Raw genomic sequence first — 20,626 nt, 5'->3', positions numbered from 1 at the left:
CTTGTTTGATTTTATAGTATAATAGCAAAAAAGTTCTAAAGGAAAAATATGCTTTTAGGTGTAAATATCGATCATATCGCAGTGTTAAGACAAGCTAGAATGGTAAATGATCCTGATCTTTTAGAGGCTGCTTTTATAGCAGCTAAACACGGAGATCAAATCACTTTGCATGTAAGAGAAGATCGCCGTCATGCTCAGGATTTTGACTTGGAAAATATTATAAAATTTTGTAAAAGCCCTATCAATTTAGAATGTGCTTTAAATGATGAAATTTTAAATTTAGCTCTTAAACTCAAACCCCACCGCGTTACTTTAGTGCCTGAAAAAAGAGAAGAGCTTACTACAGAAGGGGGACTTTGTTTAAATCATGCTAAATTAAAACAAAGCATAGAAAAACTTCAAAATGCAAACATTGAAGTTTCACTTTTTATCAATCCTAGTTTAGAAGATATAGAAAAATCAAAAATTTTAAAAGCCCAATTCATAGAGCTTCATACAGGACATTATGCGAATTTACACAACGCACTTTTTAGCAATATCTCTCATACTGCTTTTGCCTTAAAAGAACTCAATCAAGATAAAAAAACCCTACAAGCTCAATTTGAAAAAGAATTACAAAATTTAAAACTCTGTGCTAAAAAGGGCGTAGAACTTGGCTTAAAAGTAGCCGCAGGACATGGTTTAAATTACAAAAATGTAAAACCCGTAGTAAAAATTAAAGAAATTTGTGAGCTAAATATAGGACAAAGCATTGTAGCAAGATCTGTATTTACAGGACTTAAAAACGCTATTTTAGAAATGAAAGAACTTATAAAAGATGAAAAAACTAGCCATTAGCATAGGCGATATAAACGGCATAGGACTTGAAATTTTAGTGCGTTCTCATGAAGAACTAAGCAAAATCTGTACACCTTTTTATTTTATCCACGAAAGCTTGCTTAATACAGCTTCAAAACTTTTAAATTTAAAACTTTTTAATGCAAAAATCGTAGCTTTCAAAGATGGAAAAGACTATGAGTTTAATTTTATAAAAAAAGAAAATTCTCTTGAAATTTACTCTTTTTGCCTTCCTTTAGGCTTTAAAGTGGATGAAAATTTTGAAATCAAAGCCGGAGAAATAGATGCAAAAAGTGGACTTTATGGTTTTTTAAGTTTTAAGGCGGCAAGTTATTTTGTCTATGAAAAACACGCCCATGCCTTGCTTACTCTACCTATACACAAAAAAGCTTGGGGAAATGCAGGGCTTAAATACAAAGGACACACCGATGCTTTAAGGGATTTTTTTAAAAAAAATGCCATTATGATGTTAGGTTGTAAAGAACTTTTTGTAGGGCTTTTTAGCGAACATGTACCTTTAGCTAAGGTGAGTAAAAAAATCACTTTTAAAAATTTAAGCATCTTTTTAAAAGATTTTTACAAAGAAACGCATTTTAAAAAAATAGGACTTTTAGGTTTTAATCCTCACGCTGGAGATTATGGAGTTATAGGTGGAGAAGAAGAAAAGATCATGGAAAAAGCTATAGCCTTTGTCAATGCCTTTTTACACTCTAAAAAAGATGAAAAATTTTTCAAAAAAGCCTTAAAAGATGAAAATTTACAAAAAGAATTGCTTTTAAATTTTAAAGGCAAGGGCGTTTATCTACCCTATCCTTTAGTAGCTGATACAGCTTTTACTAAGGCTGGCTTAAAAAACTGCAATCGTTTAGTGGCTATGTATCACGATCTTGCCCTTGCTCCTTTAAAGGCCTTGTATTTTGATAAAAGCATCAATGTGAGTTTAAATTTACCCATCATACGCGTCAGTGTTGATCATGGCACGGCCTTTGATAAGGCCTATAAAAATGCTAAAATCAACACTAAAAGTTATTTTGAAGCGGCTAAATTTGCAATCAATTTAAATTCTAAAGCTTAAATTTAGCCCTAGAATCAATCAAATCTTCTTTAGCCAAGCTGTCTATAAAATCTTGCAAATCTTTATTGGTATTTAAACTTTGAGTGAGTAAATTTTCATATTTATCAACTTTATTTTTAAAAATTTGCTCTAAAGCTTCTTTAGTTTTTGTATCTTTTTTTGCTCTTTGCGTAAGCTCTAATAAAGCTTTAGCATAAGCTTCTTGCATGCAATCACTTGCATTGAGTAAAGGTAAAATAGGATTTTCCCCTGCTTTTGTATTTTGCATATTTTTTATACAAATTTTTCTTTCTTTAATCATCTTTTTTGAAATGACTTTGAAATCTTTTTTTCATCTTTTCGTCTGCTTTTTTTGAAATATTTTGATACAAACTACTATAGATGTTATCTACTAAAGCAAGTTTTTTATTCTCAAATTCATTACGCACGCCAATTTCATTACATATCATAAGCTCATCATCACTTTTGCCATCATCTTTCACCTTAGAACAATCAAAACTAGGTTTTACTTCATCTTTGTAAATAAGCTCATCAAAACTCAAAGCCCCTAAACTCACCAAACTTAAACCGAGCAATAAAATAATTTTTTTCATTTTTACTCCTTTAAAATTTTTATTTTATTTTAACAAAAATATTTTGATTTTTTTAAGGAAATTAAGCCTTTATTTTATTATAATGCGTTTTTATTTTTTATAAGGAAATTAAAATGCAAAATTACAAAAAAGCTCTTTTTGCACTAGCTCTTAGTGCTTTTTGTATGGGTGTAACCGAATTTGTCATGGCAGGAGTTTTGGTTGATGTTGAAGCGTATTTTAGCGTAGATGCAAAAACCGCAGGATATCTTACAACTTTATATGCCATAGGTGTTGTTATAGGTGCTCCTCTTATTACTATACCTTTAAGTCATTTTCATAGACATATACAACTTTTAAGCAATCTTGGAATTTTTGCTTTAGCAAATTTCATCATCTTTTTTAGCCAAAATTTCTATCTTACAGCATTTGCGCGTTTTATAGCAGGAACACAGCATGGGGTGTTTTTTGTCATTGCTACCTTAGCTGTAAGTGCTATAGTACCTAATGATAAAAAATCAAGTGCTCTAGCTATAATGGTCACAGGACTTACCGTAGCCTTAGTTACTGGAGTACCACTTGGAACTTTTATAGGACATTATTTTGGCTTTAAATTTATCTTTTTACTTATTTTTATCATTACAAGCCTAGCATTTTTTGGAGTATGGTATATGATGCCCAAAAATTTACATCCTAGTCCCACAAGTCTTAAAAATCTAATCCCTGCTTTTTCGCATCAAAATTTGTTAAAAACTTATACTATAACCATTTGTAGCTGTGGGGCTCAATTTGTTCTTTATACTTATTTGCAAAAATTACTTGTAGAAATAAGCGGTTTTAAAGTCCAAGATACAGCTTATATCTTGCTCTTATATGGAATTTGTGCAATTTGTGGGAATTTATGGGGCGGAAAAATAGTAGATAAAAAAGGTGCTATTTTTTCCTTGCGTCTTATTTTAAGCATACAAGTTCTAGTATTTTTAAGTGTATTTCTCACCATGTATTCTAAAATTTTAATCATTTTTAGCGTAGCCTTGATAGGATTTTTTGCCTTTTCAACCATACCTGCACTAAAAATGCTTAGCATTACTAAAGCTAAACGCCATACTTATAAAGTCATAGACAGCACAGTAAGTGTAAATGAAGCAGCTTTTAATGTAGGCATAGCCTTAGCAAGTTTTTTAGGTGGGATTGTTTTAGCAGGATTGGGTATAGAATTTAATGCTTTATTTTCGGCACTTTTTGTAAGCCCTGCTTTGATTTTTGCCTTACTTTTTGCCAAAGATAAATTAAATTATAAAAAATTTCAAAGAAAAAGTTTAAAAAAGATATAAATTGGAATAGAAATTGCTTGTTTATTTAATGTAAAGTTAAATAAAGGAGGAGAAAATGGTAGTAGATAATACTCAAAAAACATCAAATGCTATTTTTAGCACCACAACAAAGGTTAAAGAGAAAAATACTTCAGCAGATGAATTTCAAGCCACATTAAATGAAGTAAAAAACAAAGAAGAAAAGGAAGAAGAAAAAACAAGCTCAAGCAAATTTACTAATGAAGACATTGATCTTGGTGCTGTTAGAGAAGATTTTAGATCTTATGCTTGGCAAAAAATGAGAGAAGATCAATACAAAAAAAATGAGGAGACTTTGCTAAATAAGCTTTTTGCTACAATTGACGCAGGAAATGCCACAAACAATACAAAGGCTTAATATACAAATCAAAACTCAAACTACACAAACGAGAATTCCAATAATTCTCGTAAAATTTCTCATAACTCTGGATAAAATGAAAAAATTTATTATTTCCTCCATATGAAGAAAATATAGAAAAATTGACCAATTTAATTTATCAAATTCTGTTATAATTTTGCTAAAAACAAAGGAAAATAATGATTTTTATTGATGCTTGCTTTAAAAAACCTACACCCTACACCCCTATTTGGATGATGCGTCAAGCAGGAAGATATTTGCCAGAATATATGGAAGTAAGAAAACAAGCGGGTGATTTTCTCTCTTTATGCAAAGACTATAAAAAAGCTTCTGAAGTTTCTTTACAGCCTATTGATATTTTAGATGTAGATGCAGCAATCATTTTTTCAGATATCTTAGTTGTTCCTCTTGAAATGGGTATGAATTTACGTTTTGAAAAAGGAGAAGGGCCTGTTTTTGATAATCCTATTTCAACCCTAGAAGACTTAGAAAAACTTGACGATCAAAATGCACATAAAAAATTAAATTATGTCTATGATGCCTTAAAGCTTACTAGAGAAAAATTATCTCAAAACAAGGCTTTAATAGGATTTTGCGGAAGCCCTTGGACTATAGCTACCTATATGATAGAAGGAAGTGGAAGTAAAAATTATGCAAAGTGTAAAAAAATGCTTTATCAAAACCCAGAACTTTTACATAAAATTCTAAACAAACTAACTCAAGTTTTAAAACTTTATTTAGAAGAGCAAATTAAAGCAGGTGCTAATGCTATACAAATTTTTGATAGCTGGGCAAGTGCTTTAGAATACGATAAGTTTTTTGAATTCTCTTTTAATTATATGCTTGAAATTTCAAATTTTATTAAAAGCAAATACTCAAATATACCTGTAATTTTATTCCCTAAAGGCATTAGCGGTTATTTGGATAGAATCGATGGTAATTTTGATGTTTTTGGGGTTGATTGGAGCACTCCGCTTGATTTAGCACGTGATAAACTATCACACAAATATACTCTTCAAGGCAACATGGAGCCTTGCAGACTTTATGATAAAAATGCCATCAAAGAAGGAGTGGAAAAAATACTAAAAACCATGCAAAATAAAGCTCATATTTTCAACTTAGGACATGGGATCTTGCCTGATATTCCTGTTGAAAATGCAAAATATTTTATCAAGCTTGTACAAGAAAGTTCAGCTAAATGAAAATACTCTTTGGTCCTGTTAGCTCAAGGCGTTTTGGAAGATCTTTGGGTATAGATTTAAGCCCTAGTAAAAAACAATGCAATTTTGATTGTGTTTATTGTGAGCTTGATCCAAAAAAAGCCCAAGAAAAACAGGATGAAATTATCAGCATAGATAAAATTATCTCCGAAGTTAAAGTTGTGCTTGAAAAAAATGTTGAATTTGATTTTCTTACCCTTACTGCCAACGGAGAGCCTAGTCTTTATCCTTATTTAAATGAGCTTATTTTATCTTTACGCAGCATTGCTAAAGATAAAAAATTGCTTATTTTAAGCAATGGTACAGCTGTATTAGATGAAGGCAAATTTAATGCTTTGCTAAAACTAGATGTGGTCAAATTTAGCCTAGATAGTGCAGTTGCTAAAACTTTTTATCGTATTGATAGAGCTTTAAAAAACATTGACTTAGAAAAAATGATAGAAAAAATGGCAGATTTTAGAGCTAGGTTTAATGGAGATTTGATTATGGAAATTCTAGTTGTTAAAGATCTTAATGACAACGAAGAAGAATTTAAAGCACTCAATCAAGCTTTAAAAAAAATCATGCCTTTAAGGGTTGATCTAAGCACCATAGATAGACCTCCTGCTTATGCCGTTAAAAAAGTAAGCGAAGAAAAACTTTTAGAACTTTCTAAACTTATAGATTCTACTCCTGTACTCTTAGCCAAAAGGCATTATGAAGGTAAAAAACTAAGCTTCAATGAAGAAGAATTATTAAAAATGCTTCATTTACGCTCACAAAGCGAAATAGACATTGAAGTGAAATTTGATGAACAATCCAAAACTCTCTTAAGTCAACTTATCAAAGAAAAAAAGGTAAAAATTCTTGATTTAGCTGGAGTTAAATTTTATAAAGCTTAGGCCTTTGGTAAATACTTTCTAAGTAAAGTTATAAGATCATTTCTACTTACATCACTTAAAACTTCGCTCACACAATCAAAATCCCTAACTTTTTCCTTTGAAAAAAAGATGATATGGCTTTGTGGATGCTGTTTTTTATAAGCACTTAGCAAATTTCTCATTTGCTCAAGATCAAATTTAATTAATTCATAATCAAGCAAAATCAAACGATAAGTCTCCTTGCTTAATTCTTGTTTTAATTGACTAAAAGAATTTATACATACATTTTTATCGCATTGTTTTTCTATTATATTAAAAAATAAGGTTGCATCAAAATCATTTTGTTTAAAAAGCAATACATTATTTTGATAAGGGGTTTTAAATTTTAAAGTGCAAACCTTATCAAGCTTGTTTTGCAAAATATTTTCAAGATCTTTTTTTTCAAAAGGTAAAGTTAAAAAATACTCATAATGTGTATTTTTATGGCGACCCATCACTATAAAATCATAGTTTTTCTTTACATTTTCATTTAAAATTTTATCCTTGATAAAAATCAAATGAAAGTCATTAACATCAAAACTTAAATTTTTAAAACAAGTGCTTTCTATGCCAAAATACGAAAGTAAATTTGCAAGTAAAAAATTCTCAAGCTCATCATTATTAACTATAGCCACACTTGCTTCAAACTGCAAAACCTTTCCGTGAGATGTCCCTATAATGCTTTTATGATGCTCTAAAGCCTCATTTAATTCTAATCTAATTTGATCTTTTTGAGAATTTAAGGCATTTAAAATCAAAGAATTAATTTCTTTATTATACCCTTCATTTAAGCAACGCATTGCATTGGATATATTTCCAAGCTGATATAAATTTTCCTCCAATAAATGCAAATATCTATCTTTTTCATGGGATATTTTAGTTAAATTTTGACCCGTAGCTTCAAATTTTTCCTTTAACAAATCAAGCGCGCTATCAATATCAATCTTTTTTTGAAAATTTAAAAAATCACCTTGCATGCAAAAAATTTTTTGATGTATTTTGTTTATATTTCTATTTTGTCTAAAAGCAAAAATAAAAAGTGTTAAAGATAAAACAAAAATGCTAGAAAACATACCTATTTTCAGTTGTTCAGCAACACTATCAAGCTTTGAGATATCAATACTTAAATACGCTAAAATTAGATTAAAAATAAAAATTATCCCTGCTAATATCAAATCAATTTTCCTTTATCTTTTGTGCCACTTTCTTGCCTACAAGCATTGCAAGATCTTTAAAATCAGCCTTATATATAGATTCAAAATTTCCATAATACGCTAAAAGTTTTTGTATAACCCCTGAACTAAGTCCTAAATTTACAAGATTAGAACTTTTCAAGTCCTGTTTTTTCTTAGTATTTTGATGAAAGCTGATAGCAAAACGATGCGCTTCATCTCTTAATTTCTGTAAGAATTGTAGTTTTTTATCGTTAATACTTAAGCTAAATTCTCCTTTTAAGGAATGAATTTTATCCTTAGCACCGCCTTTAGCTCTATGTGCTTTTGCATCGATTTTTTCTTTTGAAATAGCTAAAATATCGACATTTGCCCCACTACTTACAATGATTTCTTTAGCCAAATCAAGCAAAGCCTTTCCTCCATCTATAAGCCATAAATCAGGAGGGGGTATTTTATCAAAGTCCAAAGCCCTACGCATTAAAACTTCACGCATTTGATCATAGTCATTTTTATGTTTTAAATGAAATTTGCGATATTTTGACTTATCCCAAGAATTTGCACTATAAGTTACCATAGCTCCAACATTTGCCACGCCTTGCAAATGAGAATTATCAAAAATTTCTATATCATTTGGTAAATTTTCAAGCCCAAAATAAGACTTTAATTCTTTTTGTATAGTAAAACCATGATTTTTTTGCTCTTTTTCTATATTTAAAAGGGCATTTTGAAAAGCCAAATCACAAATTCTTCTTTTTTCTCCTATTTTAGGGATTTTAATACTGATTTTTTTATCAAATCTTTGGCTTAAAATTTCTTCTAAAAGCACTCTATCTTCAAATTCTTCATAAACATAAATAACATTTGCAAGCAAAGGAATATCCATGCTAAAATTTTCTAAAATCAGTTGCTTATAAATTTCATTTTTATCCCATTGTATATCATTTTTTATAGAAGTAATCTTAGAATTTACACTGATAATTTTTCCATTTTGCACTACAAAACGCAAGGTTGAAAGCATAGAATTTTTAAAAGCTAAAGCAAACACTTCAAAATCTTCTAATTTTGCAATATCTATTTCAACCTTAACTTCTAAATCCTTAATCGTTACAATCTGATCTCTTACTTTAGCTGCTTCTTCATAATTTTCATTCTGTGCTAAAACAAGCATTTGTTTTTCTAAATTTTTTATTAAAATACTAGGATTTAAAAGCGCGTGCATAGCCTCATCTAAAATTTCAAGGTATTTTTCCCTGCTAATGCGTTTATCACAAGGCGCAAGACAACGAGAAATTTGATAAAAAATACAAGGGGATTTACAACTTGCTTTTTGCTTTAAAGGATAGTATAAATAAAGTGCATCTAAAAGCTCTCTAGCGCCTTTAAAAAAAGGGCCAAAATATTTAATTTTGCTTTTTTTTACTAATTTTCTAGTGATCTCAAAGCGTGGAAATTCTTCTTCAAAATCCACATAAATATAAGGATAAGTTTTATCATCTCTTAGTAAAATATTATATTTTGGATGCAGTTGTTTGATAAAAGAATTTTCCAAAATCAAAGCATCGGCTTCTGAATTAGTAGTGATAAATTCCAAATGCACTGTTTCTTCAATCATTTTTTGAATTCTTAAAGAATTTCTTGGGTTTGCATGTAAATTTGGAGTAAAAGCGAAATAAGATTTGACACGATTTTTAAGATTTTTAGCCTTACCTACATATAAAAGCTTTCCTTCTTGATTAAAATATTGATACACTCCAGCACTATTAGGAAGAGTTTTTAACTCATTTTCTAAATTCTCTTTAGTCAAGATTAGAACCTTTTTTTATAAGCTCTCTTAAATCTTCAAATTTCTTAAATAATTTTTCATCTTCAAAGCAATTTTTAAATTCACCCTTAGAAAGCTCCAAATAAGAATTTTTAGAGAGTTTTTCATCATTTTTGTTTTTATTTACTGCATAAGTGTATTTTTGAGAAAAGATTTTTATATCTTTTATATCAACAAATCCACTTAAAGGATATTTTTGTCCATACGCTTTTATGAGAAATTTAATATAAATTTTGCTATCATCATGATTTAATTCTTGATAAGCTGCTGGATGTAAGGTTATTATATTTAAAATATGATTTTTTACATAAATTTTAGCAATCAAACGTTGCTTAGCAAGCGGAAAAGAACTTAAAAAATCTTTGCAAAAAAATAAGGTTTTTAAAGGCTTATAATGAGGTTTATCCATCAATTCATTAATAACAGCACTAGCGTTTTTAGTCATCTTAATATTATTTCTTTTTCCCATAAGATGATTTTAGCATTTCTTTTCTTAATTTTCTTCTGTGCTTGCGGATATAAAGGCAACCCTCAATACACAAGCTATGAACAAAATGGTTCGGTAAAAACCATTAAAAAATACGAACAATTACATAGGTGGTAAATAATGAAAAAAGCAGATATTTTAGTTTTAGACTTTGGCTCTCAATACACTCAGCTTATAGCAAGACGCTTAAGGGAACAAGGAGTTTATGCAGAAATTTTACCTTTTAATGTGAGCTTAGCTGATATTAAGGCGAAAGAACCAAAAGGTATTATTTTAAGCGGAGGTCCAGCAAGCGTATATGCAACTGATGCGTATTTTTGCGATAAAGGTATATTTGACTTAGGTTTACCTATTCTTGGAATTTGTTATGGTATGCAGCTTATGGCACATCATTACAAAGCTACAGTAGCACCTGCAGGACATAAAGAATACGGCAAAGCAAACATAGAAGTTAAAAAAGATAGCGCTTTATTTAAAAATCTTCCAAAAAAACAAACCGTTTGGATGAGTCATTCTGATAAGGTAGAAAATTTACCTAATGGTTTTGAAGTTTTAGCCACAAGTGAAAATAGCCCTTTTTGTGTTTTTGGCAACGAAGATAAGAAATTTTTTGCTCTGCAATTTCACCCAGAAGTGCAACACAGTGAATTTGGCAAAAATATCTTAAAAAATTTTGCTAAATACGCTTGTAATTGTGAAAGCGTTTGGAATATGGGTTCTTTTGCAAAAACTCAAGCAGAAAAAATCCGTGAAGAAGTAAGCAGTGATAAAGTGCTTTGTGCAGTAAGTGGCGGAGTAGATAGTAGTGTAGTTGCTGCACTTTTAGCTAGTGCTATAAAAGAACAAGTTATAGTAGTTTTTGTAGATAATGGACTTTTAAGAAGCGGAGAAAAAGAACAAGTTGAATTTATGTTTAAAAATACCTTAGGTATCGATCTTATCAGTATTGATGCAAGTGAAATTTTCTTAAGTCGCTTGGCTAATGTTAGAGATCCTGAGCAAAAAAGAAAAATCATAGGAAATACCTTTATAGAAGTTTTTGAAGAAGAAGCAAAAAAACATAAAGATGTAAAATATCTCGCTCAAGGCACACTTTATACTGATATCATAGAAAGTTCTGTTGTAGGTGCAAGCAAAACCATTAAAAGCCATCATAATGTAGGGGGCTTACCTGAAAAAATGAATCTTAAACTCATAGAGCCTTTAAAAGAAATTTTTAAAGATGAAGTGCGTGCTTTAGGGCTTGAGCTTGGACTTAGCAAAGAAGTGGTTTATCGCCATCCTTTCCCTGGGCCAGGGCTTGCTATACGTATTATGGGAGAAGTAAATCGCCCTAGCTTAGAACTATTGCGCAAGGCTGATGTAATTTTACTTGAAGAACTTAAAAGTACAGGTTGGTATGATAAAACTTGGCAAGCATTTTGCGTGCTTTTAAATGTTAAAAGCGTTGGGGTTATGGGGGATAACCGCACTTATGATAATGCAGTTTGTATACGCGTTGTAGATGCAAGTGATGGTATGACGGCTACCTTTTCACATTTACCTTACGAAGTTTTAGAAAACATAAGTCGCCGTATCATCAATGAAGTAGAAGGTATAAACCGCGTTGTTTATGATATCTCAAGCAAACCACCTGCAACCATAGAATGGGAATGATCCATTTTTTCTAGCTCTTATTTTTATTATAAAATTTTTATAAAAATAAGGCTAGAATTTATTCAAGAAATTTCAAGGAAGAAATATGCATGGAAAAATAGCTATTTATATGGATTCTACAGGACGTGGAACCGTTACAAACTCAGCAAATACCTTTTTTGACTTCAATCGCCAAATTTGGAATGATAAAAAAAGTATGCCAAGTGTTGGCATGCTTGTGGAATTTAGAACTCTTTCTAGCGAAAAAAAAGCAGAAGACGGCAAGCCCGTTCAAACAAGCAAAACCATAACAGGTATAAAACCTTCAAAATTTCAAGAATTTAAAGAAGGGGATTTTATCACTGAGCATGATTTTTGGAAAACTGATAATGATGATGAATTAGAAGACTTGCAAAACTCAAGAAGAAGTGCTTATATAACAGAACTTTATAGAACAACAGACTTTGACACTATAGAAAAAATTCCTCTTTCTTTTACTATACCTCAAGCTATACAAAAATATTTTGCCCATGAAATTTTATCCGTAGAAACGCTTCAAGCCAATCTACAAGATGAAAAGGAAATTCCTTGCATACTTGATTATCTTATACTTAAAAGATTTTTATTTAAAGCTTATGATACTTTAATTTTTATGGATAATAGCATAGACCAAACCCAATTTAGCGCATTAAAAAGCATCATGATGCATTTAGAGAATTCATACAAGCAAATGATAGTTGATCAAAAACCAAATATCACTAAAATTTTTAACGAAACTTTTTTATCTTTGCAGTGTCATTACCAAGCTTTAGTAGCCACCATAGATACAAGAAAAAATCGTCTAGCCTCGCTTGAAGCACAAATGAAAACTTTACAATCTGAAATAAATCTTAAAAGCAATGCGGCCAATGCAGACCCTGAAAAACTTAAAGCTCGACAAGAAAGATTAACTAAACTACAAAAAGAAGCAGAATACTACAGAACAACACTAAAAAGACTTGATGCTATAAGGGAAGATTTTTATAAGAAAAATTACAATATTTTCGAAAATGCTTTTAAACTTTCACGAGAAAAGCTCTTTAAAAAAATTGTCACAGGTTTAAATCTATGCGCAACCATAATGGATGTTAAAATTTGGCACTTATCTTTAAAATCATCAGGGGTTAAAAATTCTTATTTTACTATGAGTAATATAGAAAATTCTTTCTGTTCTCTTTCTTTTGCAGAACATTACTTAAGTCGCTTAAATAAATCCGCTCTAAATCCTTTTGATCAAAAACTTTTAGTGTATATTCAAAAAATCACAAAAGAACAAAGAAAAAAATTTTTAGTTGTCACATCGGATTTAGATTTATTATGCAAATTAAAAATTGAAAACTTTTCACAAAATCCGTATTATTTAGTAAAATACGCACCTAAAAAAGTAAATTATCAGTCTTTAATGCGTGATAACACCTTTGATATAGTCTATATTGATGAAAAACATGTTTGGGAAAATGTTGCCGATATTATTTTACAAGGAAAGCATTTTGACAAATCAGGAAAAACCAAATTTAAACTGATTTAAGACATAGAAATTTAAGCTAAATTAAGTTATAATTTCCTTGCCTAAACAGTTTGTGGTATTTAAAGTGATCCAACACATTTTTATTAACTGCGATTGTGTGATTTACCGTGTTCTGTGGCATCGTTTGAGCTTTGAAAAAAGCGAGAAGTTGCAGCCTTTAAAAATTACCTAGCGGTTTTCTTTGACTTTTTGGGGTCAATCTTTGTTAAACGGCTGTTTGGGTTTAAAAGGAGATATAAATGAAAATAATGATTTTGGGTAGTGGTGCAAGAGAATACTCTATTGCTTTAGCCTTAAGAAGAGTAGACAAAAATTTAGAGTTTTATTTTGCTCCTGGAAATGGCGCTACCGAAAGTCTTGGAACAAATTTAAACCTAAAAGATCCAGTAGTTTTAGCAACCTATGCAAAAGAAAAAGGTTTTGATCTTTGTATAGTAGGAAGTGAAAGTTTTTTAGCTGAAGGGGTTGTAGATATTTTTAAACAACAAGGACTTGCTATTTTTGGGCCAAGTAAAGCTGCTGCAATGCTTGAAACCTCAAAATCTTTTATGAAAAGCTTTCTTAAAAAATACCGTATCAAAACAGCCAAATTTTTAAACACGAATGACATTGAAAAAGCAAAAAATTTTATATATAGTTTAACCCCTCCTATAGTAGTAAAAGCCGATGGACTTTGCGCAGGAAAAGGTGTTATCATAGCTAAGACTCATAAAGAAGCCATAGAAGAAACAGCTAAAATGCTGAGCGGAGAAAGCTTTGGAGATGCTGGAAAACTCGTTGTAATTGAAGAATTTTTAGATGGTTATGAATTAAGCATTTTTGCAGTATGTGATGGCAATGATTTTGTTTTACTTCCTGCAGCACAAGATCACAAAAAATTACTCGACAATGATCAAGGACCAAATACTGGTGGAATGGGTGCTTACGCTCCTAGCTCTTTAGCGAATGAAAGCTTGCTTAGAAAAGTTCAAAAAGATATTATTTTACCGACTTTAGCAGGCATGAAAAAAGAAGGAGCGGAATTTTGTGGTGTTTTATTTATAGGCGCTATGATCGTTGGAAATAAACCTTATGTATTAGAATTTAATGTTCGCTTTGGCGATCCTGAATGTGAAGTTTTAATGCCTTTAATCGAAGATCCTTTAGAGCTTATTTTAGCTGCTACTCAAAGACGCTTAAGACACGCAAAAATCAAAATCAAAAAAGAATTTGCAGTAGGGGTTGTATGCGCTAGTGAAAACTATCCTTACAAAAGTTCACCAAAAAGTGAAATTACTGTAAATAACATTCCTGAAAACTCTCATATCTCTTATGCTGGAGTAAGCCTAGAAGATGGCAAATTAATGGCTGATGGTGGAAGAGTTTTGGTTTGCGTTGGCACAGGAAAAAGTATAGAAGAAGCACAAAAAAATGCTTATAAACTTTGTGATAATGTAAATTTCAAAGGAAAGCAATACAGAAAAGACATCGCTCATCAGGTTCTTAAATGAAAGAAAACTTACAAGACCGCTTAGAGCGTGAAAATCTAAAAATAGCAAGTTTTAGAAAAAGAGTTTTAGCTTTTTTAATCGATGATATGGTTATTTCTTTGATTGTGTTTATCATTTTTTATGATCGTCTAATCCAAGCAAAAGATTTATTTGAAACAACTCAAATTATAGGAAATTTTTATCTTGGCTTCATCTTACTTCATTTTAGTTATCAAGCAATTTTTACTTATCTTTATGGGGCGAGTTTGGGAAAAATATTATGCAAAATTATCATCTTGGATGAAAATCTTCTTGACAAACCCAATCTCATCCAAAGTTGCATCAGATCTGCCATAAGACAGGTTAGTGCTATGGCATTTATGCTTGGATTTGCTTGGGCTTTAAGCAATGATTTACGCAAAGCTTGGGAAGATTATCTAGCAAGGACAATAGTAGTCGATGTGGCGTAAATTTTCCCTATTACTAGGAACTAGCATAGCTTTAAGTGCAGCACAAGTTGATATTTACGCTCTTGATGCAAAAAAAGAAGGTGATATTCTTACTGCAAACAATGATGTTATTATTTTTTCTGATTTTTATTTCATCACTGCCAATAAAGCAATTTACAATGAAAAAACCGGAGATGTTGAGCTTTTTGGCGATGTTAACATCCTAAGGGGACAAAACGAAAGATCGCATTCTGATTATGCTAAAATCAACCTAAATTCCAATCAAGCCGATTTTAGTAATTTTTTCTTTTCCAATAACAATCTTGAAGTATGGTTTCAAAGCAAAACAAGCCATCTAAATGATAAAGTCTTTGAAAGCAAAATTTCAGCAGTTTCAAGCTGCAATGTTGAAGATCCTGATTGGGAAATTCGTTTTTCAAAAGGCTGGCTTAACCGGGAAACCAATTTTGTTCATCTTTACAATGCAAGATTATATGTTAAAAATACCCCAGTTTTTTATCTACCTTATTTTGGATTTAGCGCTGATACTCATAGACAAAGCGGGCTTTTAATCCCAAAAATCGTTTTAAAAAGTAGCGAAGGCTTATACTATGAACAACCTATTTATATAGCCACTCAAGAAAATTGGGATTTAGAACTTGATCCACAAATTCGAACAAACCGTGGTTTTGGACTTTATTCTACTTTAAGATTTCTTGATTCTCCATATTCAACAGGAGAATTAAATTTTGGTGCTTTTAGGGAAAATAGCTCCTATTTTCACGATGAAAATTTGAAAAATCAAACCCACTATGGAATAGAACTAAAATACTCAAGAGATGATTTAATTAAATCTTTACTCAGTGATAATTTTCAAGAAGGCCTATGGATAGATGCAACCTATCTCAACGATGTGGATTATTTAAATTTAGGAAGTAGGGATTATCGAGATCTTAACTCGCTTGTAACCTCCAAAATCAATTATTTTTTAGCCGATGAAAACAATTTTTACGGAGCTTATGCAAGATATTATATCGACACATCTAAACTTAACAACAATACAACCTTACAAGAATATCCAAGCTTTCAATATCATAGATTTTTAAATAACCTTTTTGATGAACGCTTGCGTTATTCATTTGATGCTTCATTTCATAATTTTTACCGACCTTCTGGTTCTTATGCAAATGAGCTAAATTTAGACTTGCCTATCTCGTATCACAATGCTTTTTTTGGAGATTTTTTACACTTTACTTTTACAGAAAAATTTTATGCTTCTTTTGTAAATTATAGCAACGATCCCGAAAGAAACCATGAGCATTATTTCAGAAACACTCATGATTTTAATCTCTACGCCGATCTTTCAAAAGCTTATGAAAATTTCTTTCATACTTTAAATTTAGGGGTGAATTACGTTTTACCAGGAGCAAAATCAGGTAAAATCACGCAAGATTATCTTGAAGAATACGACAAAGAAAACGAACATACAAGTCTTTATGCTGTGCAGTATTTCTATAACAACGAAGGACAAAAAAAACTCAAACACAGAATTTCACTTGACTATCTCAATAAACAAAACGAATTCTATGAACTTGAAAATCTTTTAACTTATTATTTTAATGAAAACATCAATCTCAACAGCGAAGTGCTTTACTCTTATGAGCAAAGTCGCTTTACCAATGTCATCAGCCAAATAGAAGTCAATACAAATTCAAAATTTAATTGGATGTTTTCTCATGCTTATCAAAACGATGAGTATGGAAAATATAGCTTTATTGGTACAAGAGCAAATTATATTGCCACACCTAATTACAATTTATTTGGTGGAATTTGGTTTGATACTCAAAGAGCTCATGCAAACATGTGGGAACTTGGCTACACCTACCAAAGAAAGTGTTGGAACTATTCTGTAATGTATAGAGAAAGAATCGATCCACAACTCACAAGTGGTGGTATCACAGCTAAAAATCAAAGCGGAGTTTATTTTATTTTCAACTTCTATCCTTTAGGAGGAGTAAAATACGATTTCTCTTTAGCAGAAAGTGAAAACAAAATTTAAAAAGGATGAAATTTGCTAAATATTTTAAAAAATTTTACGAATTTATTATCTGGTAAAAAAGGAAAAATAATGCAATACAGCATAGAAATTAACAAAAATACAGAAATATTTGATATAGATAAAATCGCCAAACAAGCTGCCGGTGCTGTTTTAATGAGACAAGGCAAAAGCGTTGTTCTAGCTACAGTTGCAAGAGAAGAAAAACAAGTTGAAGAAGATTTTTTACCTCTAACCGTCCAATACATCGAAAAAGCTTATGCCGCAGGAAAAATTCCTGGTGGTTATGTCAAAAGAGAAACCAAGCCAAGCGATGCAGAAACCTTAACAGCACGCATTATTGATAGAAGCTTACGCCCTCTTTTTCCAAAAGGCTATGCTTATCCGACTCAAATCGTTGTGATGGTTCTCTCAGCTGATCCTAAAGTAGATTTGCAAGTAATGAGCTTAAATGCCGCAAGCGTGGCACTTTATCTTAGTGATATACCTATGAAAGCTCCAGTATGTAGTGTGCGTATAGGAAAGATAGATGGAAATTTCATACTCAATCCAAACAATGAAGAGCTTCAAAATAGCACCCTAGACCTCTATGTAGCAGGTGTAAAAGATGAGCTTTTGATGATAGAAATGAGAACCTTACCTGATCAAAAAGAAAATGAAATCTTTATCGAAGCTCCTTATGCTGATGTTTTAACTCGAACCACTTCACAAAATATGAATGAACTTAGCGAAGATGAAATTTTAGAAGCTCTAAATTTAGCTCAAAAAGCTATATTAAATGGTTCAAATGCTTATGAAGAAGCCTTTAGCAAACACAAAAAAAATTCTCAAATCGAACTAAAAAATGAGATTGAACATCCTGAAATTTTAGCTTTTATAGAAAATAATTTCCAAAAACAAATCAAAGAAGCTATCAATCAAATGGCAAAAAGCGAAAGAGCAAGCGAACTAAATAAAATCGCTAAAGAAATTTTAAATCTTGAAATCGCTAAAGACTGGAGCGAAGAAAGTGTCTTAAATACCTTAGCTAAAGTCAAACGCAAACTTATTCGTAAGCAAATTTTAAATGAAGGCAAAAGAGCTGATGGTAGAAGTTTAAACGAGGTTCGTCCTATCAGTATAGAAACCAATATCTTGCCAAACGCTCATGGCTCTTGTCTTTTCACTCGTGGACAAACTCAAGCTCTAGTTGTTGCAACCTTAGGCGGAGAAAACGATGCTCAAATGATAGACTTGCTTACAGAAAAAAATCCTATAAGCGAACGCTTTATGGTAAATTATAATTTTCCAGGTTTTTCAGTAGGCGAAGCAAGTCCTATCAAAGCTCCAGGAAGAAGAGAACTAGGACATGGAAATTTAGCCAAAAGAGCACTTTATCCAAGCGTGGATGAAAACTATCCTTATGTAATCCGCTTAGTCAGTGAAATTTTAGAAAGCAATGGCTCAAGTTCTATGGCAACGGTTTGTGGCGGATCTTTAGCCTTAAAAGCAGCAGGAGTGCCAAGCTTAAAACTTGTTGCAGGAGTAGCCATGGGGCTTATCTTTGAAGATAACAAGCATGCTGTTTTAACAGATATTATGGGACTTGAAGATCATGATGGGGATATGGATTTTAAAGTAGCTGGTAGCAAAGACGGCGTTACTGCTCTTCAAATGGATATAAAACTAGGCGGAATCGATCAAGAAACACTAAAACAAGCTTTATATCAAGCCAAAGAAGGAAGAATTCACATCCTAAACATCATGGAAGAAGCTGTAAAAGAAATCATAGTCAATGAAGAAGTTTTACCTAAACTTGAGCTTTTTAGCGTTGATCCTTCAAAAATCGTTGATATCATAGGACAAGCTGGAAAAACCATCAAAGAAATCATAGAAAAATTTGGCGTTTCTATAGACTTAGATCGCGAAAAAGGTGAAGTAAAAATAGCAGGTAGTCAAAACGAGCAAATCAAAGCCGCAAAAGACTACATCATAAACATCACAAGCTCTCAAAAAGGAACTAAAAAAGGCTCTAAAGACAAAGATATATCAGGCTTTGAACTTGGGCAAGAATTTCAAGGTATTGTTAAAAAAATCGCTCCTTTTGGAGCCTTTGTGGAACTTAAAAATGGTGTTGATGGTTTATTGCATAGTTCAAAAAGCAAGCATCTTAATTTAAGCGAAAACCAAAGCTTAAAAGTTAAAATTAGCGAAATTAAAAACGGAAAAATTTCTGTGGATTTGTGTGAGTGAGTGAATTTCTAACTCATCCTTTTGAGCCTTTTTTTGACAAAGATTCTAAAATCTTAATTTTAGGATCTTTTCCTTCTATTAAATCAAGACAAGACGGCTTTTATTATCAACACCCAAGAAATCGTTTTTGGCCTATACTAGAAACACTTTTTGATGTAAAATTAGAAAATATCACAGAACAACAAGCCTTTTTAAGAAAAAAACATATCGCTCTTTGGGATGTACTTCAAAGTTGCAAGATAAAAAATTCAGATGATAAAACCATAAGTTATGCAAAAGCCAATGATTTAAACCTAATCCTTTCTCAAACCAAAATTCAAGCCATTTTTACTACAGGACAAAGTGCTTATAGATTTTTTGTTAAATTCCACCCTCACTTAGAAGCCATAGCTCTACCCTCAACTTCTCCTGCAAATTTAAATTTTTCTTTTGAACAGCTTTTACAAAACTATGAAATAATCAAAAAATTTACAAAATAAAAGAATATTTTAATTTTTTAGATTTTAGAATAATTATAAAATTTTAAGGAGTTAAAAATGCCTTTTATAAATATACGCATCACCAAAGAAAACGGAGAACCTACAACAGAACAAAAACAAGAGCTTATCGCAGGAGTAACGGATTTGCTTGCTAAGGTTTTAAACAAAAATAAAAGCTCGACTGTGGTAATTATCGATGAAATCGATACGGATAATTACGGACTAGGTGGAAAAAGCATTACCCAAGCAAGAAAAGAAAAAAGCTAGTTTACATCTAGCTTTTGTGTGTTATCCTTAAATTCAAATTCCACTCTCTTAGCCCCAAAACCTTTAGCAATAGCTTCTAAAGTATCTTTAGCACTTTTATGAATTTTGCTTTCTAAATTTTGGATAAGATTTAAAGACAAGTCTTTAACCTCATCTTTGGCTTCTTTTATGAGTTTGTTTTTATCACTTTCACTAAAACTAATCCCCGTACTATTGATAGAATCAGGCAGTAAAAAAGGTAAAAATTTAGCATTTTTTTCATCATAAAATTTCATATCTATGATGCTGTGTTTGTATCTACACTCTGGCATGATGATCTTATAAGCATCGTCCCCTAAAGGCAAAATATCAAAGTTTTTATCCCTTAAATCATACAAGAAAGTGATCTCAAATTCAAAAATCAAAGCAATCTGCCTTTCACTCAAAGACCACCCTAAAAGATTTTTCCAAATTCCATTAAAAGCACTATCTTTTTTAGTGACAATCTCCTTGCTAAAAACCTGAAAAACACTTAATTCTCCTATGGATTTAAGCTGCATGATATCGCTAAAACTTTGCGTGCTTTTTTCTTCTATTTTAGGGCTTTTATACTGCCTAAAAAGCACTACAAACAAAAGCACAAGTAAAATCATCACTAAAACAAATAAAATCATTTCCATTTTAAACCTTTCTAAA

General features: G+C 31.2%; 18 protein-coding genes and 1 pseudogene. 14 read left to right on the top strand and 5 right to left on the bottom strand.

Going from position 1 to position 20,626, the window contains the following annotated elements; genetic code table 11:
* The first annotated feature begins 48 nt into the window (after window positions 1-48).
* A complete protein-coding gene (locus ELQ09_RS01495; protein ID WP_070317003.1) occupies window positions 49-837 on the top strand; it encodes a pyridoxine 5'-phosphate synthase in 789 nt (262 codons plus the stop codon).
* A complete protein-coding gene (pdxA, locus tag ELQ09_RS01490) occupies window positions 818-1,912 on the top strand; it encodes a 4-hydroxythreonine-4-phosphate dehydrogenase (RefSeq protein WP_070317002.1) in 1,095 nt (364 codons plus the stop codon). Before ELQ09_RS01495 ends, pdxA begins: the two co-directional genes overlap by 20 nt.
* On the opposite strand, the pseudogene ELQ09_RS01485 reads toward pdxA, so the two are convergent.
* Window positions 1,902-2,505 (bottom strand): annotated as a pseudogene (locus ELQ09_RS01485) (hypothetical protein). The gene pdxA and the pseudogene ELQ09_RS01485 overlap by 11 nt on opposite strands.
* Before the next feature lie 113 nt (window positions 2,506-2,618).
* Between ELQ09_RS01485 and ELQ09_RS01480 the strand changes: the two are divergent.
* From ELQ09_RS01480 to ELQ09_RS01465, 4 genes are all read left to right on the top strand, one after another.
* Window positions 2,619-3,818, top strand: coding sequence for an MFS transporter (locus ELQ09_RS01480; protein WP_070317001.1), 1,200 nt, complete (start codon window positions 2,619-2,621; stop codon window positions 3,816-3,818).
* A gap of 55 nt (window positions 3,819-3,873) precedes the next feature.
* A complete protein-coding gene (ciaC, locus tag ELQ09_RS01475) occupies window positions 3,874-4,194 on the top strand; it encodes an invasion antigen CiaC (RefSeq protein ID WP_002866237.1) in 321 nt (106 codons plus the stop codon).
* 179 nt (window positions 4,195-4,373) lie between these two features.
* Window positions 4,374-5,396 (top strand): uroporphyrinogen decarboxylase, encoded by a 1,023-nt coding sequence (hemE, locus tag ELQ09_RS01470; RefSeq protein WP_070317000.1) that lies wholly within the window; start codon window positions 4,374-4,376, stop codon window positions 5,394-5,396.
* Window positions 5,393-6,295 (top strand): radical SAM protein, encoded by a 903-nt coding sequence (locus ELQ09_RS01465; protein WP_070316999.1) that lies wholly within the window; start codon window positions 5,393-5,395, stop codon window positions 6,293-6,295. The genes hemE and ELQ09_RS01465 overlap by 4 nt, the downstream gene beginning before the upstream one ends.
* Here the strand turns inward: ELQ09_RS01465 and ELQ09_RS01460 are convergent.
* From ELQ09_RS01460 to ELQ09_RS01450, 3 genes are read right to left on the bottom strand one after another with little or no spacing between them, the layout of a single operon-like run.
* Window positions 6,292-7,488 (bottom strand): hypothetical protein, encoded by a 1,197-nt coding sequence (locus ELQ09_RS01460; RefSeq protein ID WP_134263720.1) that lies wholly within the window; start codon window positions 7,486-7,488, stop codon window positions 6,292-6,294. The genes ELQ09_RS01465 and ELQ09_RS01460 overlap by 4 nt on opposite strands.
* Before the next feature lies 1 nt (window position 7,489).
* A complete protein-coding gene (uvrC, locus tag ELQ09_RS01455) occupies window positions 7,490-9,292 on the bottom strand; it encodes an excinuclease ABC subunit UvrC (protein WP_134224576.1) in 1,803 nt (600 codons plus the stop codon).
* Window positions 9,285-9,779, bottom strand: coding sequence for a hypothetical protein (locus ELQ09_RS01450; RefSeq protein ID WP_002866244.1), 495 nt, complete (start codon window positions 9,777-9,779; stop codon window positions 9,285-9,287). The genes uvrC and ELQ09_RS01450 overlap by 8 nt, the downstream gene beginning before the upstream one ends.
* A 138-nt stretch (window positions 9,780-9,917) precedes the next feature.
* Here ELQ09_RS01450 and guaA point away from each other — a divergent pair, with 138 nt between their 5' ends.
* The 8 genes from guaA (at window position 9,918) to ELQ09_RS01410 (ending at window position 19,951) form a co-directional block, all read left to right on the top strand.
* A complete protein-coding gene (gene guaA / locus ELQ09_RS01445) occupies window positions 9,918-11,453 on the top strand; it encodes a glutamine-hydrolyzing GMP synthase (RefSeq protein ID WP_070316996.1) in 1,536 nt (511 codons plus the stop codon).
* Window positions 11,454-11,538: 85 nt separating this feature from the next.
* Complete coding sequence (locus ELQ09_RS01440; RefSeq protein WP_070316995.1) at window positions 11,539-12,999, top strand: hypothetical protein; 1,461 nt, start codon at window positions 11,539-11,541, stop codon at window positions 12,997-12,999.
* Window positions 13,000-13,238: 239 nt separating this feature from the next.
* Window positions 13,239-14,489: a phosphoribosylamine--glycine ligase gene (gene purD, locus ELQ09_RS01435; protein WP_070316994.1), complete on the top strand. Its 1,251-nt coding sequence runs from the start codon at window positions 13,239-13,241 to the stop codon at window positions 14,487-14,489.
* A complete protein-coding gene (locus ELQ09_RS01430; RefSeq protein ID WP_134224574.1) occupies window positions 14,486-14,938 on the top strand; it encodes an RDD family protein in 453 nt (150 codons plus the stop codon). The genes purD and ELQ09_RS01430 overlap by 4 nt, the downstream gene beginning before the upstream one ends.
* Complete coding sequence (locus tag ELQ09_RS01425; RefSeq protein WP_096703105.1) at window positions 14,928-16,976, top strand: LPS-assembly protein LptD; 2,049 nt, start codon at window positions 14,928-14,930, stop codon at window positions 16,974-16,976. The genes ELQ09_RS01430 and ELQ09_RS01425 overlap by 11 nt, the downstream gene beginning before the upstream one ends.
* 69 nt (window positions 16,977-17,045) lie before the next feature.
* Window positions 17,046-19,205 carry a polyribonucleotide nucleotidyltransferase gene (locus tag ELQ09_RS01420; protein ID WP_134224573.1) on the top strand — a complete coding sequence of 720 codons (2,160 nt, stop codon included), beginning with the start codon at window positions 17,046-17,048 and terminating at the stop codon, window positions 19,203-19,205.
* On the top strand, window positions 19,202-19,684 hold the full coding sequence (locus ELQ09_RS01415; protein ID WP_070316992.1) for a DNA-deoxyinosine glycosylase: 483 nt from the start codon (window positions 19,202-19,204) through the stop codon (window positions 19,682-19,684). Before ELQ09_RS01420 ends, ELQ09_RS01415 begins: the two co-directional genes overlap by 4 nt.
* A 57-nt stretch (window positions 19,685-19,741) precedes the next feature.
* Window positions 19,742-19,951, top strand: coding sequence for a 4-oxalocrotonate tautomerase family protein (locus ELQ09_RS01410; RefSeq protein WP_087684574.1), 210 nt, complete (start codon window positions 19,742-19,744; stop codon window positions 19,949-19,951).
* On the opposite strand, the gene ELQ09_RS01405 is transcribed toward ELQ09_RS01410, so the two are convergent.
* Entirely contained in the window at window positions 19,948-20,610 is a 663-nt protein-coding gene (locus ELQ09_RS01405) for a DUF4230 domain-containing protein (protein ID WP_002853958.1), read from the bottom strand. The two genes, ELQ09_RS01410 and ELQ09_RS01405, sit on opposite strands and share 4 nt — an antisense overlap.
* Window positions 20,611-20,626: the final 16 nt, after the last annotated feature.

It is taken from the genome of Campylobacter sp. CH186 (genome assembly GCF_004378925.1).
Classification (GTDB): domain Bacteria; phylum Campylobacterota; class Campylobacteria; order Campylobacterales; family Campylobacteraceae; genus Campylobacter_D; species Campylobacter_D jejuni.
This window is presented reverse-complemented; position numbering and strand designations above follow the sequence as displayed.

What these genes read in the sequence shown, in the direction of transcription:
- guaA (WP_070316996.1), top strand. Translation starts at nt 9,918, where the DNA reads ATGAAAAAAGCAGATATTTTAGTTTTAGACTTTGGCTCTCAATACACT.
- ciaC (WP_002866237.1), top strand. Translation starts at nt 3,874, where the DNA reads ATGGTAGTAGATAATACTCAAAAAACATCAAATGCTATTTTTAGCACC.
- ELQ09_RS01465 (WP_070316999.1), top strand. Translation starts at nt 5,393, where the DNA reads ATGAAAATACTCTTTGGTCCTGTTAGCTCAAGGCGTTTTGGAAGATCT.
- ELQ09_RS01420 (WP_134224573.1), top strand. Translation starts at nt 17,046, where the DNA reads ATGCAATACAGCATAGAAATTAACAAAAATACAGAAATATTTGATATA.
- hemE (WP_070317000.1), top strand. Translation starts at nt 4,374, where the DNA reads ATGATTTTTATTGATGCTTGCTTTAAAAAACCTACACCCTACACCCCT.
- ELQ09_RS01430 (WP_134224574.1), top strand. Translation starts at nt 14,486, where the DNA reads ATGAAAGAAAACTTACAAGACCGCTTAGAGCGTGAAAATCTAAAAATA.
- ELQ09_RS01405 (WP_002853958.1), bottom strand. Translation starts at nt 20,610, where the DNA reads ATGGAAATGATTTTATTTGTTTTAGTGATGATTTTACTTGTGCTTTTG.
- ELQ09_RS01410 (WP_087684574.1), top strand. Translation starts at nt 19,742, where the DNA reads ATGCCTTTTATAAATATACGCATCACCAAAGAAAACGGAGAACCTACA.
- pdxA (WP_070317002.1), top strand. Translation starts at nt 818, where the DNA reads ATGAAAAAACTAGCCATTAGCATAGGCGATATAAACGGCATAGGACTT.
- purD (WP_070316994.1), top strand. Translation starts at nt 13,239, where the DNA reads ATGAAAATAATGATTTTGGGTAGTGGTGCAAGAGAATACTCTATTGCT.
- ELQ09_RS01425 (WP_096703105.1), top strand. Translation starts at nt 14,928, where the DNA reads ATGTGGCGTAAATTTTCCCTATTACTAGGAACTAGCATAGCTTTAAGT.
- ELQ09_RS01495 (WP_070317003.1), top strand. Translation starts at nt 49, where the DNA reads ATGCTTTTAGGTGTAAATATCGATCATATCGCAGTGTTAAGACAAGCT.
- ELQ09_RS01480 (WP_070317001.1), top strand. Translation starts at nt 2,619, where the DNA reads ATGCAAAATTACAAAAAAGCTCTTTTTGCACTAGCTCTTAGTGCTTTT.
- ELQ09_RS01450 (WP_002866244.1), bottom strand. Translation starts at nt 9,779, where the DNA reads ATGGGAAAAAGAAATAATATTAAGATGACTAAAAACGCTAGTGCTGTT.
- ELQ09_RS01440 (WP_070316995.1), top strand. Translation starts at nt 11,539, where the DNA reads ATGCATGGAAAAATAGCTATTTATATGGATTCTACAGGACGTGGAACC.